Source organism: Methylobacterium sp. WL116, assembly GCF_008039455.1.
Lineage (GTDB): Bacteria > Pseudomonadota > Alphaproteobacteria > Rhizobiales > Beijerinckiaceae > Methylobacterium.
This window is the reverse complement of record NZ_VRUV01000098.1, coordinates 1-11830: the sequence shown is the minus strand read 5'-3', so window position 1 is coordinate 11830 and position 11830 is coordinate 1. Positions and strand designations below refer to the sequence as shown.

Sequence of the window (11830 nt, the reverse complement as noted above, 5' to 3'; positions counted from 1 at the left end):
GCATCTGGTGGCAGACGGATGCGAACGCCAAGGTCGAAGCCGGGAAGATCCTGGCCCAGACCGCACGCATCGGCGATGCCCTCGACGCCATCGGACGCCTCGTGAAGGGCATGGACGCGCCCGGCGATGTGCGCGAGGACGCGCCGATCGTGCGGCGACAGGCAGCCCAAGCCCTGATCCAGGAGCTGCCGGGCGAGCCGGGCGACCGCCTCGTCTCCGTCGGCGGACATGCCGGTGCCCCTCTCCTGCTACGTCGCCATGCCCTTCACGAGGCGTTCGATGGCGTCGAGGGCATCGCCGATGCGTGCGGTCTGGGCCAGGATCTTCCCGGCTTCGACCTTGGCGTTCGCATCCGTCTGCCACCAGATGCCGCCGTCGATGTTCCTGATCATCGTCGTGAGGCGGTCGTTCTGGACACCCATCGCCTCGATCGCAGTCTGACAGATCATGATGTCGCCCCCTGATGTTCAGCGAACATATCTCAAACGGGCGGGCAGCAGCGAAGAATTCGCATCGCGGCCCGGGAGACGCCCGGTGGCCGGGACTGGCGCCGCGAACCGTTTCGTGTATGGTCCGCGCGGCCTCGGCCCGGCGACGGGCGGGGCCGAAACCGCTTGGACCAACGACCCTGCTGGACGACATCCCGGCATCGGCCAAGGCTCGAGCATGCCTCAGGCGCCGTCCTCCCGATCCGGAGGGGCGGCCGCACGGCGCTTCTGAAAACCTCACCTGAAAGGCACTGCGATGTCGATCTCGGCAGAGCGCAAGACCGCGCTCATCAAGGAATACGCGACCGTCGCCAAGGACACCGGCTCGCCGGAGGTCCAGGTGGCGATCCTCACCGAGCGGATCACCAACCTCACCAGCCACTTCAAGACCCACGGCAAGGACAACCATTCCCGCCGCGGCCTCCTGAAGATGGTCTCGCAGCGCCGCTCGCTGCTCGACTACGTGAAGCGTCGCGACGAGGCCCGCTACCGCAGCCTCATCGAGCGCCTCGGCATCCGCCGCTAATCCAGCCCACGCGGTTCCGAGCCCGGCTCGGGACCGCTTTTTTCAAGATCTCGGGTGGCCGGAACGGGTCCGGCCCCGCGAGCAACGGGCGACTTCGAGGCGCGAACACCAGGGACAGGATCGCAGGGCACTCCTCCAGCCGGAGTGCCCCGCCGTCTTGCCCCTGGCCGCGCCGGGTTCGCCCGCCGCATGATGGCAAGGACGACAAGAATGTTCGACGTACAACGTGAAGAGCTGATGTGGGGCGACCGCCGCCTCGTTCTGGAGACCGGCAAGGTCGCCCGCCAGGCCGACGGCTCGGTGATGGCCACCTACGGCGAGACCTCGGTTCTCGCCACCGTCGTCTCCTCCAAGGAGCCGAAGGTCGGGATCGACTTCCTGCCGCTGACCGTGAACTACCAGGAGCGCGCCTACGCCGCCGGCCGCATCCCCGGCGGCTACTTCAAGCGCGAGGGCCGGCCGTCCGAGAAGGAGACGCTGGTCTCCCGCCTGATCGACCGCCCGATCCGCCCGCTCTTCGTCGAGGGCTGGCGCAACGACACCCAGGTCGTCGTGACCGTGCTCACCCACGACCTCGAGAACGACCCCGACATCCTGGCGATGGTCGCGGCCTCGGCGGCGCTCACCCTGTCCGGCGTGCCGTTCATGGGCCCGATCGGCGCCGCCCGCGTCGGCTACGCCAACGGCCAGTACGTGCTCAACCCGCCGGTCCCGGAGATGGACGGCGCGGTGCTCGACCTCGTCGTCGCCGGCACCACCGACGCGGTGTTGATGGTCGAGTCGGAGGCCAAGGAGCTGTCCGAGGAGATCATGCTCGGCGCCGTGATGTTCGGCCACAAGCACTTCCAGCCGGTGATCGAGGCGATCGTGCGCCTGGCCGAGAAGGCCGCCAAGGAGCCGCGGGCCTTCTCGCCGCCGGAGAATGCCGACGTCGAGGCCGCCGTGCTCGGCGTCTGCGAGTCCGAGCTGCGCGACGTCTACAAGATCACCGTCAAGCAGGAGCGCTACAAGGCCGTCGACGCCGTGAAGGCGAAGGTGGTCGCGGCTCTGTGCCCGGCCGAAGGCGAGCAGAAGTTCGCCCCCGAGAAGGTCAAGGCCGCTTTCAAGGAGGCCCAGTCCAAGGTCGTTCGCTGGAACATCCTCGACACCGGCTCGCGCATCGACGGCCGCGACGTGAAGACCGTCCGCCCGATCGAGAGCCAGGTCGGCGTGCTGCCGCGCGCCCACGGCTCATCGCTGTTCACCCGCGGCGAGACCCAGGCGCTCGTGGTCGCGACGCTGGGCACCGGCGAGGACGAGCAGTACATCGACGCGCTGCAGGGGACCTACAAGGAGACCTTCCTGCTGCACTACAATTTTCCCCCCTACTCGGTGGGTGAGACCGGCCGCATGGGCTCCCCCGGTCGCCGCGAGATCGGCCACGGCAAGCTCGCCTGGCGCGCGATCCACCCGGTGCTGCCGCCGGCCCACGAGTTCCCGTACACGATCCGCGTCGTGTCCGAGATCACCGAGTCGAACGGCTCGTCCTCGATGGCCTCGGTCTGCGGCGGCTCGCTGTCGCTGATGGATGCGGGCGTCCCGCTGCGCCGTCCCGTCGCCGGCATCGCCATGGGCCTCATCCTCGAGGGCGAGCGCTACGCGGTGCTCTCCGACATCCTCGGTGACGAGGACCACCTCGGCGACATGGACTTCAAGGTGGCCGGCACGGACGAGGGCATCACCTCGCTCCAGATGGACATCAAGATCGCCGGCATCACCGAGGAGATCATGCAGGTCGCCCTCGCCCAGGCGAAGGACGGCCGCGCCCACATCCTCGTGGAGATGGCCAAGGCGCTCACCGCCGCCCGCCCCGAGCTCGGCGAGTACGCGCCGCGCATCGAGACCATGCAGATCCCCACCGACAAGATCCGGGAAGTGATCGGCACCGGCGGCAAGGTGATCCGCGAGATCGTCGAGAAGACCGGCGCCAAGATCAACATCGACGATTCCGGCACCGTGAAGATCGCCTCGGCTGACGGCAAGGCGATCAAGGCGGCCTACAACTGGATCCGCTCGATCGTCGCGGAAGCCGAGCCGGGCATGATCTACGAGGGCACCGTCGTGAAGACGATGGAGTTCGGCGCCTTCGTGAACTTCTTCGGCGCCAAGGACGGCCTCGTCCACATCTCGGAGCTCGCCGCCCAGCGGGTCGCCAAGGTGACGGACGTCGTCAGCGAGGGCCAGAAGGTCAAGGTTAAGTTCCTCGGCCAGGACGATCGCGGCAAGATCCGCCTCTCGATGAAGGTCGTCGACCAGGAGACCGGCGAGGACCTCACCGAGAAGCTCAAGGCCGAGCGCGCCGAGCGCGGCGAGCCCGAGCGCGAGGAGCGGGCCCCGCGCGAGCGGAGCGAGCGCAGCAGCCGCGGCGAGCGTCGCCAGTCGAACGACTGATCGTCCGGACCCGCGGTCCTGACGGCGAAGACGGCGCGGTCCCCTCGGGGCCGCGCCTTTTTCGTGGGCGGTTCCGGCGCGGCGGCAAGGAACGCCGGCCTTCGGAGGGCGTTCGATCCGCGACCCCAACAGGAGCGCACCCGACCCCATGGCCAACGACATGATCCACGACATCTTCAGCGGCGAGCCGAACCTCAGCACCACCGAGCGCGCGGTCTCGGTGGCGCTCGGCCTCGGCATCGCGGCGGCGGCCGCGCAGCCGCGCCCGAACAAGTGGCTGAGCCTCGCGGCCCTCGTGGTCGGCGTCGGCCTCGCATTGCGCGGCGCCACCGGCCATTGCGCAATCAAGGCGGCCTCCGACCACATCTGAGCATCGGACCAGTCGCAACGAAGAAGGGGGCGCCTTGCGGCGCCCCCTTTTCTACGTCGTGGTCCGTGTCGGCGAGCGCGACCTCAGAGCGTGGTGGTGCGGCCGCGGCTGGCGATGAAGCCGTAGATCGCGAGGACGACGATCGCGCCGACCACGGCGCCGATGAAGCCCGCGCCCTGGTTCGGGCCGTACCAGCCGAGCGCCTGGCCGAGGAAGGTGGCGACGAAGGCGCCGACGATGCCGAGGATGGTGGTCAGGATGAAGCCCGACGGCTCGTTCGAGCCGGGCATGATGAACTTGGCGACGATGCCGGCGAGGAAACCGATGACGATGGTCCAGAGAATACCCATGACGAACCCCTTGGCGACGTGACGCCTGACGATGTGACGCCGCTTTCGGATGACGCGACGCTGGAACGGTGTTGAAACGCACGGTGGCAGCGGGGGTTGCGACGGATTGGCCGTCGCCGGATCTTTTTCCGCACTGCAATGGGCCAAGGCCGCCGGCCCGGCGCCCCTTTACCTCGCACGCGCCCGGCGGCAGAAGCGATCCGAAGATCAGCCGGGGGACAGGACATGACGATCGAACGCTTCGAGCCGGGCGCGCGGATGGCGCAAGGCGTGGCCTACGGCGACACGGTGTATCTCGCCGGCCAGGTCGCCGCCGACACGGTCGGCACCGGCGTCACCGCGCAGACGCAGGCCATCCTCGGCCAGATCGAGCGCCTGCTGGCGGCTGCCGGCAGCGACAAGGAGCGGATCCTGATGGCGACGATCTACCTGGCCGACATGGGCACATTCGCCGAGATGAACGCCGCCTGGGACGCCTGGGTGTCGAAGGACAACCCGCCCGGCCGCGCCACGGTCGAGGCCAAGCTCGCCGGGCCGGAATACCTCGTCGAGATCGTCGTCGTCGCCGCGCGGTCGGGCGCATGAGGGCCGCCGCCCTCGCACGCGCGATCCTCCTCGCGGGCCTCACGCTCGTGAGCGGGCCGGCGTTGGCGGCGGGGCCGGAGCGGGTCGTCAACATCTACAACTGGTCGGACTACATCGATCCGAAGGTGCTAGAGGCCTTCACCCGCGAGACCGGGATCAAGGTGGTCTACGACACCTACGACAACAACGAGATCCTCGAGACCAAGCTGCTCGCCGGCAAGTCCGGCTACGACGTGGTGGTGCCGTCGGGGCCGTTCCTGCAGCGGCTGATCCGGGCCGGCGCGTTCCTGCCCCTCGACAAGGCCAAGCTGACGAACCTCGGCAACGTCTGGCCGGAGATCGCCGGGCGCCTCGCGACCTACGATCCGGGCAACGCCTACGCCGTCGACTACATGTGGGGCACCACCGGGCTCGGGCTCAACCTCGGGCTGGTGCGCGAGCGTCTCGGCGCCGGCGCCGCGCTCAACACCTGGAACCTCGTCCTCAACCCGGCCTCGGCGAACAAGCTCAAGGATTGCGGGATCATGATGCTCGACTCGCCCGAGGACCTGATCCCGAGCATGCTGCCGACCTTCGGCCTGAAGAGCGACTCCAAGCGCTGGGACGACATCACCCAGGTCGCCGACGCGCTCTTCAAGGTGCGCGGGACGGTGCGGAAGTTCCACTCGTCGGAATACATCCAGTCGCTCGCCAACGGCGATCTCTGCGTCGCGGTCGGCTATTCCGGCGACGTGCTGCAGGCGAAGAAGCGGGCCGACGAGGCGAAGAACGGCGTCGAGATCGCCTACCTCATCCCGAAGGAGGGCACGCTGATGTGGTTCGATGCCTTCGCGATCCCGAAGGACGCCCCCCATGCGGCGGAGGCGCTGAGCTTCATCGACTACATGCTGCGCCCCGAGGTTGCGGCGGCCAACACCAACTTCGTGTCCTATGCCAGCGGCAACCTGCCCGCGAAGAAGCTCGTGAAGCCGGACATCCTGGCCAATCCCGGCATCTATCCCGACGACGCGACGATGCAGCGGCTCTCGGTCAACACCGCCTGGGACGACCGCACCCAGCGCTTCGTCACACGGGCCTGGACGCGGGTGCGCACCGGCAAGTGAGCCGTCAAGTGAGCCGTCGCCGCGGGGAGCGCGCACGAAAAAGCCCGGCGCGATGGCCGGGCTTCGATCGTCGCGGGCGACCGTGATCAGTCCTTGAGGTCGGCCGGCACCTTGCCGCCGTTCTCCTCGAGCTTCTTGATCACCTGCTTGTGCAGCCAGACGTTCATCGTGGCCGAATCGTCCTTGTCGCCCGTGTAGTGCAGCTCGTCGGCGAGCTGCTTGCGGGCAGTCAGGCTCGAATCGAGATCGAGGAGCTTCATCAGGTCCACGATCGAGGTGCGCCAGTTCAGCGTCTGGGAATTCTTCTGGGCCATGCCGTTGAGCACCGCCTCCACGTCCACGGGCTCGCCCGAGGCGGACGGCGTCGCGTCGGCCGTGGTGGTCGAGGCCGGGCTGCTGGCGCCGCCGGCATCCGCGGTCGAGGGGGCCGCCGCGGAGGAGGCGCCTCCGAACGGATGCAGGATCTTGCTGACGATGCTGCCGAGTAGGCTCATGAGATCATTCCCTCGATCGATGCCGCGGAAAAGCGCCGCAGTCGCGTGACAACGGGAGCCGGACCGGCCTGTTCCGGCCGCGCCGCAACGTCAGCGGAAGAGCGGCAGGGCGGCTCCGAGCAGGGCGAGGCCGGCGAGCAGGCAGAGCCCGCTCCATCGTTCCAGGATCGGCGCCCGATCCGGGTCGCGCGTCGACATGCGGGCAAGGCCAACGCCGCAGGTCAGGCAAGCGAAGCTGAGCATCGCGACGATCATCCCCAAGGCAGACTTCTCTGGTGGAAAGGATGGATGCCTTATACAGAAATGAATGGCAATAAAATTCGACTCTGTGGATATCTCTCAGACACGCTTTCTATGAGTACAGAACCGTTTTCCAGCATCTGAAAGTTGCATTGGAATACCTAGGCGATTTTGCGCGGCTTCATCCTTCGTAACCATGTGGTCGCAATCGAAGTGCTTGCCACGCGCGAGCGAGGGCGGATGGCGTTTTCGGCGCGCCGATTTGCACTTTCGCCGGCCTGTGGCATGGGAGCGGCCGAAGCCGCTCCGCTCCCGAGCCCGGAAATCCCGAGCCCATGCGTCAGTTCCCCAATCGCCGTACGATCCTCGCTGCGGGCCTGCTCGCGTTCGGGGCGGACGCCCTCGGGGCGGGCTCCGCGACGGCGCAGACCGCGCCGGTGCCCGTCCGCATCGGCGTGATCCCGGTGATCGGCGCGGCGCCGATCTTCGTCGCCAACGGAGAGGGCTGGCTCGAGGCCGCCGGGCTCAAGCCGGGATTCACCACCTTCGAGTCCGGGCCGAACATGATCCAGGCGCTGGCCTCCGGCACCATCGACGTCTACGTCGCGGGCATCGCGCCGCTGGCGGTGGCGCGCACCAAGAACATCGACGTGCGCGTGGTCGCCGCGACCGCGGTCGAGGAGATGGTGTTCGTCGCAGGCCCCAAGCTCGCGCCCTACTTCGCGGCGACCGCCGACAAGGCGGAGGCCTTCCGCCGCTACCAGGAGAAGGAGGGCCGCGCCGCCCGCCTCGCGACCCAGCCGCCGGGCTCGGTGCCGAACACCACGCTGCAGCACTGGCTCTGGCAGGTGGCCAAGACCGACAAGACGAACGCCGAGGTCGTCGCCATGGGCATCGACGCGACGCAGCAGGCTCTGCTCGCCGGCGCCGTCGACGGCGCCTCGATCCGCGAGCCGGCGCTGACGATCGTCCAGCAGCGCAACCCGGCGATCGCCCTGATCGCCACCGGCGCCGAGATGTTCCCCGACCAGCCCGGCACCGTGGTCGCCGTCTCGGGCGCCTTCGCCGACAGGAACCCGGCCGCGGTGCAGGGCCTCGTCGACGCGCTGGTGAAGGCGACCGACCTGCTCAAGACCGATCCGGCCCGCGCCGCGCCGCCGGTCGAGAAGGCGCTCGGCAAGGGCATCACCGATCTCGCCACGATCCGGAAGGCGTTGTCCTCGCCGGCGGCGAAGTTCACCGCCGACCCGCGGGTGATCGTCGAGGCGACGCGGAAGATGCAGGCCTATCAGGTGAGCATCGGCACCCTCGACAAGGACGTGCCGATCGACGGCCTGTTCGTGCCGGGCTTCTACGAGAAGGCGATCGCGCGCTGACCGTCCTCCGCGCGATCCTGCTGTCGGCCCTCGGGCTCGCCGCCTTCCTCCTGGTCTGGGAGGCGCCGCCCCGGCTCGGGCTGATCAACCCGGCCTTCCTGCCGCCGCCGAGCACGATCCCGGCCGCGTTCCTGCGCGAGATCGAGCTCGGGGTGTGGTTCGAGGCGGTGGCGTCGAGCCTGAGCCACTACCTCGTCGGCCTCGCCGTCGGCGCGGGCGCCGGGATCGCGCTCGGCCTCGTCGGCGGCATGTCGCGGACGTTCGAGGCCGCGACCGCCTGGGTTGTGCGTCTGCTGCGGCCGATCCCGGGCCTCGCCTGGGTGCCGTTCGCCATCATCTGGTTCGGCGTCGAGCCGTCGGCGGCCGTGTTCATCATCGCCATCGGCGTGTTCTGGATCGTCTTCTTCGCGACGCAGGGCGCCGTGCGCGGCGTCGACCGCGACCTGATTGAGGTGGCACAGGCCTTCGGCTTCCGCTCGGCCCCCGCACGTCTGACCAAGATCCTGCTGCCGGCGGCGACGCCGGGCATCCTCGTCGGCCTGCGCACGGCGCTCGGCCAAGCCTGGATGGCGGTGGTCGCGGCGGAGATCTTCGGCGTGCCGGGCGTCGGGCAGCGGATGATGCAGGCCTCGAGCCTGCTCTCCACCGACATCGTGGTCGTCTACATGCTCACCATGGCCGGGCTCTACGGATTGTTCGATTCGGCGTTCGTCGCCCTGCAGGGCTGGCTCCTGCGCTGGCGGGCCTGAGCGCATGGCGACCCAGGCCGACACCGCCATGCGCGACCCGATCATCGCCTTCCGGGCTTTGAGCCTCGCCTACGCGCGCGGGGGCACGCGCAACGTCATCCTGTCGGACCTCGACCTCACCGTCGCGCGCGGCGAGTTCCTGGTGATCGTCGGCGAATCCGGCGTCGGCAAGTCGACGCTCTTGCGGGTGCTGATCGGCCTCGCCGCGCCGAGCTCGGGCACGGTCGAGCTGGCGACGCGGCCCGGCTGCCGCACGCCGATGGCCCTGGTGTTCCAGGATGCACGCCTGCTGCCGTGGCGGCGGGTCGTCGACAACGTCGCCTTCGGCCTGGAGAACAGCGGCCTGTCGCGTTCCCAGCGTCGGGCCAAGGCCGCCGATATGCTGGCCCTCGTCGGGCTCGACGATCTCGCCCAGCGCTGGCCGCACCAGCTCTCGGGCGGGCAGCGCCAGCGCGTCGCCATCGCCCGTGCGCTCGCGGTCGACCCGGACGTGCTGCTCATGGACGAGCCGTTCTCGGCCCTCGACAGCTTCACCCGCGAGGGTCTCCAAGATGAGGTGCAGCGCATCCAGGCCGCCACCGGCAAGACGGTGCTGTTCGTGACCCACGACATCGACGAGGCGGTGACGCTGGCCGACCGGGTGGTGGTGCTGGCCGGCAAGCCCGGCCGGGTGTCGGCGGAGGTGCGGATCGACCTGCCCCGTCCGCGCAGGCGGCGCGATAGCGCATTGCTCGAAGCGGCACGGCGCCTGCGGAGCGAGCTCTCCCGCGATTCGGCCGAACTCTGACGCCGCGATCAGTTGCCGGAATACGCCCGCAGCACGCCGACGATGCGGTTCCGGATCTCGGGATCGCGCACCCGCAGGAACGCCGTCATCAGCAGCTCGCACTCGGCTGCCGAGGGCGTCGCGGCGCTGGAGGCTTGCACCTCGTCGCGGAAGAAATCCTGGACCGGGATCGCGAGCACGGCGGCGATCTTGCCCAGGACCTGCAGGCCGGTCGACGGATGCGGGCCGTCCTGCAGGCGGCGCGTGGTTCCCAGGTTGGTCATCGGTTTCGCCCGCCCAGATTTCCGGCTTCTGTTCGCATAGTCACACGCGAGCGCGAACGGACCCATCGGTCGAAACCGTATTCACGGAATTCGTTGTGCACGCAACGACAAGTTTCGATGCTGCGTAGAAATTACGAAATGGCGTGAATGCCGGCGCGGCCTCGCTCCGAAGCTGCCCTGGATCAGCCGAACACCGCGGAGACCGCCAAACCGGCCAACGCGATCACACCGAGCAGGCGGCGCCAGGGATTCACGCCGCGCAGGATCTCGTCCGCCGCCCACCAGGCGAGCGCCGCGCCGGACGCGATCCGAAGCCACATCCCGACGTCATTCTGCCCGCCGTCAGCGTTCGGCGCGAGCAGCCATCGCGCGGCAGACAATCCGAGGAACAACCAGAGCGGCAGATTGGGCCATTGTCCAATCACGATCGCGCCGGTGTTCCGGTCGCGGAACGTCCAATCGACGGCGCGACGCAGGGCCGACATCCGGGGGTCAGACCTTGTCGCTGCCCTCGGCCTGACGGATGGGCGCGCAGATCTGCGGGCTCACCTTGTCCAGGTGGACGCAGGCGTTGTCGCGATACCAAGTGCGCAGGCCGGGCTGGGTCGGCGCGATGTACATCGCGACGAGGACGAAGCCGGCGGCGAGCACGATGAGGGTGAGGAGGAGGTTGCGCATCACGGGGCTCCGATCGGGACGGGCTGCCGCCAAGCGACCGGACGTCCATGAAAAAGGCCCGCCTGCCGGGAAAGGCGCGGGCCGAGCGGTCGTCGCGGCACCTCAACGTGGAGGCAGGTTCCGCGCACCTAACGAGCGGGATGCGGCTCGGGTTCCGGCGAGCCGCCGCGGCGGGAACATGGTTGACGGCGGCCTGACGAATGTCAGAGGCCTTAACGAGGCGTGAAGCACGTCTCCGAGAAGTCCGGGACGGCCGGTTAAGAAAGCCTGAATCGATTCGCTCGAAATCGCGCGACGGCGGAGGGTGAGGAGGCCGGGCTGACCCGGTCTTCAGCGTTCGAGCACGTGCGGGCGGCGGCCACGACCGAGACGATCGACGACCTCAAGTTCCTGATGACGCTCGCCTTCGTGGTCTTCGGCGGCTTCGGTCTCGACGCCCTGCTGCGCTGAGGCGAGCGCGGAGCGCGCGGCGTCAACGCACCGAGGCGCCGAACGCGCTTCGAAGGGCGAGCAGCGCGTCGGAGGGATCGATCGGCTCGGGCGGCCGCATCGTCGCGCCGAGCCGGATGGCAGGCGCCGGGCGGGCGGTGGCAGCCGGTCGAGGCTTCGGCAGCGGCACATCCCGGACCTGCCCGGACCGCAGGAAGCGGGCGAGCTCGGCGGCTTTGGCACGTTGCTCCCGGTGAAGGCGGAACAGCGCCACGACGATCCCGATGGCTCCGGCGCCTTCCAGACAGGCGGCGATCACGTAACCGGGGGCCATGGTCGTTGCTCCTTCGAACTCGGCCGGGGCGCATGGGCGAGCCCGCCGCCGTTCAGGGCCCGGTTCTCGAAGGTTATGGTTACCGGGGTGTTAACCGCTCCGGCCGCGGCGCCCAGCTCGGGGTTTCGTGATCGCGACCGCACGCTCCGCCGGGTTCGGGCCCAACGGACGCGGATCGCCCTGCGTCCGAATCCGATCGATCGCCGTCGATCAGGCCGTGCGGATGGCCGACAGGAACGCCTCGACCTCGCGCTGCACGTTCACCGATTGCGTGGCCAGCTCGTTGGCCGCCATCGTCACCTGCTGGGCGGCGGTCCCGGTCTCCCCGGCCGAGGCCAGCACCTGCGCCACGTTCCGCGAGACGTCCTGCGTCCCGTGCGCCGCCTCGACGGCGTTGCGGGAAATCTCGTCGGTCGCGGCCGTCTGCTCGACGACGGTGGACGCGATGGTGCCGGTGATCGCGTTGACCGACACGATGGTCTGTCCGACCTGCCAGATGGTCGCGGCCGCCTGGCTGCTGGCGTTCTGGATCGCCAGGATCTGGCCGCCGATCTCGTCCGTCGCCCGCGCGGTCTGGCCGGCCAGCGCCTTGACCTCGGCGGCGACCACCGCGAAGCCGCGGCCCGCC

General features: G+C 69.1%; 17 protein-coding genes. 9 read left to right on the top strand and 8 right to left on the bottom strand.

From position 1 onward, the window contains the following. The 4 genes from FV223_RS30255 to FV223_RS10185 form a co-directional block, all read left to right on the top strand. Positions 1–464: hypothetical protein (locus tag FV223_RS30255; protein ID WP_187276106.1), on the top strand; the 464-nt coding region annotated here is incomplete at its 5' end. Between the two features lie 280 nt (positions 465–744). After that, on the top strand, positions 745–1014 hold the full coding sequence (rpsO, locus tag FV223_RS10195) for a 30S ribosomal protein S15 (RefSeq protein WP_147726935.1): 270 nt from the start codon (positions 745–747) through the stop codon (positions 1012–1014). Positions 1015–1224: 210 nt separating this feature from the next. Next, positions 1225–3444, top strand: a complete 2220-nt coding sequence (gene pnp / locus FV223_RS10190; protein ID WP_147726934.1) for a polyribonucleotide nucleotidyltransferase — start codon at positions 1225–1227, stop codon at positions 3442–3444. A 148-nt stretch (positions 3445–3592) separates the two neighbouring features. Beyond that, entirely contained in the window at positions 3593–3814 is a 222-nt protein-coding gene (locus FV223_RS10185) for a YgaP-like transmembrane domain (RefSeq protein ID WP_147726933.1), read from the top strand. 83 nt (positions 3815–3897) lie between these two features. Here FV223_RS10185 and FV223_RS10180 read toward each other — a convergent pair whose 3' ends face one another. Further along, positions 3898–4164, bottom strand: coding sequence for a GlsB/YeaQ/YmgE family stress response membrane protein (locus FV223_RS10180; RefSeq protein ID WP_147726932.1), 267 nt, complete (start codon positions 4162–4164; stop codon positions 3898–3900). Positions 4165–4389: 225 nt separating this feature from the next. On the opposite strand from FV223_RS10180, the gene FV223_RS10175 reads away from it, so the two are divergent. Together FV223_RS10175 and FV223_RS10170 are read left to right on the top strand one after the other, a co-directional pair. Next, positions 4390–4749, top strand: coding sequence for a RidA family protein (locus FV223_RS10175; RefSeq protein ID WP_147726931.1), 360 nt, complete (start codon positions 4390–4392; stop codon positions 4747–4749). After that, on the top strand, positions 4746–5852 hold the full coding sequence (locus FV223_RS10170) for a polyamine ABC transporter substrate-binding protein (protein ID WP_147726930.1): 1107 nt from the start codon (positions 4746–4748) through the stop codon (positions 5850–5852). Before FV223_RS10175 ends, FV223_RS10170 begins: the two co-directional genes overlap by 4 nt. A gap of 86 nt (positions 5853–5938) precedes the next feature. On the opposite strand, the gene FV223_RS10165 is transcribed toward FV223_RS10170, so the two are convergent. Together FV223_RS10165 and FV223_RS30250 are read right to left on the bottom strand one after the other, a co-directional pair. Next, positions 5939–6346: a DUF3597 domain-containing protein gene (locus FV223_RS10165; RefSeq protein ID WP_147726929.1), complete on the bottom strand. Its 408-nt coding sequence runs from the start codon at positions 6344–6346 to the stop codon at positions 5939–5941. Positions 6347–6436: 90 nt separating this feature from the next. Next, a complete protein-coding gene (locus tag FV223_RS30250) occupies positions 6437–6589 on the bottom strand; it encodes a hypothetical protein (RefSeq protein WP_187274661.1) in 153 nt (50 codons plus the stop codon). Positions 6590–6921: 332 nt separating this feature from the next. Between FV223_RS30250 and FV223_RS10160 the strand changes: the two genes are divergently transcribed. From FV223_RS10160 to FV223_RS10150, 3 genes are read left to right on the top strand one after another with little or no spacing between them, the layout of a single operon-like run. After that, a complete protein-coding gene (locus FV223_RS10160; RefSeq protein WP_147726927.1) occupies positions 6922–7962 on the top strand; it encodes an ABC transporter substrate-binding protein in 1041 nt (346 codons plus the stop codon). Continuing rightward, positions 7959–8711 (top strand): ABC transporter permease, encoded by a 753-nt coding sequence (locus FV223_RS10155; RefSeq protein ID WP_147726938.1) that lies wholly within the window; start codon positions 7959–7961, stop codon positions 8709–8711. The genes FV223_RS10160 and FV223_RS10155 overlap by 4 nt, the downstream gene beginning before the upstream one ends. A gap of 28 nt (positions 8712–8739) precedes the next feature. Continuing rightward, positions 8740–9498, top strand: coding sequence for an ABC transporter ATP-binding protein (locus tag FV223_RS10150; RefSeq protein ID WP_147726937.1), 759 nt, complete (start codon positions 8740–8742; stop codon positions 9496–9498). A gap of 8 nt (positions 9499–9506) precedes the next feature. On the opposite strand, the gene FV223_RS10145 is transcribed toward FV223_RS10150, so the two are convergent. The 5 genes from FV223_RS10145 to FV223_RS10125 all read right to left on the bottom strand — a co-directional run. Further along, on the bottom strand, positions 9507–9761 hold the full coding sequence (locus FV223_RS10145; protein ID WP_147726925.1) for a hypothetical protein: 255 nt from the start codon (positions 9759–9761) through the stop codon (positions 9507–9509). A 182-nt stretch (positions 9762–9943) separates the two neighbouring features. Further along, the gene (locus FV223_RS10140; protein ID WP_147726936.1) at positions 9944–10237 is read right to left on the bottom strand and encodes a hypothetical protein; all 294 of its coding nucleotides are present in this window, start codon (positions 10235–10237) and stop codon (positions 9944–9946) included. Positions 10238–10253: 16 nt separating this feature from the next. Beyond that, entirely contained in the window at positions 10254–10439 is a 186-nt protein-coding gene (locus tag FV223_RS10135; RefSeq protein ID WP_147726923.1) for a hypothetical protein, read from the bottom strand. A gap of 472 nt (positions 10440–10911) precedes the next feature. Next, positions 10912–11202: a hypothetical protein gene (locus tag FV223_RS10130; protein WP_147726922.1), complete on the bottom strand. Its 291-nt coding sequence runs from the start codon at positions 11200–11202 to the stop codon at positions 10912–10914. A 210-nt stretch (positions 11203–11412) separates the two neighbouring features. Continuing rightward, the coding region (locus FV223_RS10125) for a methyl-accepting chemotaxis protein (protein ID WP_246689654.1) at positions 11413–11830 on the bottom strand (418 nt) is incomplete at its 5' end.

What these genes read in the sequence shown, in the direction of transcription:
- rpsO (WP_147726935.1), top strand. Translation starts at nt 745, where the DNA reads ATGTCGATCTCGGCAGAGCGCAAGACCGCGCTCATCAAGGAATACGCG.
- pnp (WP_147726934.1), top strand. Translation starts at nt 1,225, where the DNA reads ATGTTCGACGTACAACGTGAAGAGCTGATGTGGGGCGACCGCCGCCTC.
- FV223_RS10185 (WP_147726933.1), top strand. Translation starts at nt 3,593, where the DNA reads ATGGCCAACGACATGATCCACGACATCTTCAGCGGCGAGCCGAACCTC.
- FV223_RS10180 (WP_147726932.1), bottom strand. Translation starts at nt 4,164, where the DNA reads ATGGGTATTCTCTGGACCATCGTCATCGGTTTCCTCGCCGGCATCGTC.
- FV223_RS10175 (WP_147726931.1), top strand. Translation starts at nt 4,390, where the DNA reads ATGACGATCGAACGCTTCGAGCCGGGCGCGCGGATGGCGCAAGGCGTG.
- FV223_RS10170 (WP_147726930.1), top strand. Translation starts at nt 4,746, where the DNA reads ATGAGGGCCGCCGCCCTCGCACGCGCGATCCTCCTCGCGGGCCTCACG.
- FV223_RS10165 (WP_147726929.1), bottom strand. Translation starts at nt 6,346, where the DNA reads ATGAGCCTACTCGGCAGCATCGTCAGCAAGATCCTGCATCCGTTCGGA.
- FV223_RS30250 (WP_187274661.1), bottom strand. Translation starts at nt 6,589, where the DNA reads ATGCTCAGCTTCGCTTGCCTGACCTGCGGCGTTGGCCTTGCCCGCATG.
- FV223_RS10160 (WP_147726927.1), top strand. Translation starts at nt 6,922, where the DNA reads ATGCGTCAGTTCCCCAATCGCCGTACGATCCTCGCTGCGGGCCTGCTC.
- FV223_RS10150 (WP_147726937.1), top strand. Translation starts at nt 8,740, where the DNA reads ATGCGCGACCCGATCATCGCCTTCCGGGCTTTGAGCCTCGCCTACGCG.
- FV223_RS10145 (WP_147726925.1), bottom strand. Translation starts at nt 9,761, where the DNA reads ATGACCAACCTGGGAACCACGCGCCGCCTGCAGGACGGCCCGCATCCG.
- FV223_RS10135 (WP_147726923.1), bottom strand. Translation starts at nt 10,439, where the DNA reads ATGCGCAACCTCCTCCTCACCCTCATCGTGCTCGCCGCCGGCTTCGTC.
- FV223_RS10130 (WP_147726922.1), bottom strand. Translation starts at nt 11,202, where the DNA reads ATGGCCCCCGGTTACGTGATCGCCGCCTGTCTGGAAGGCGCCGGAGCC.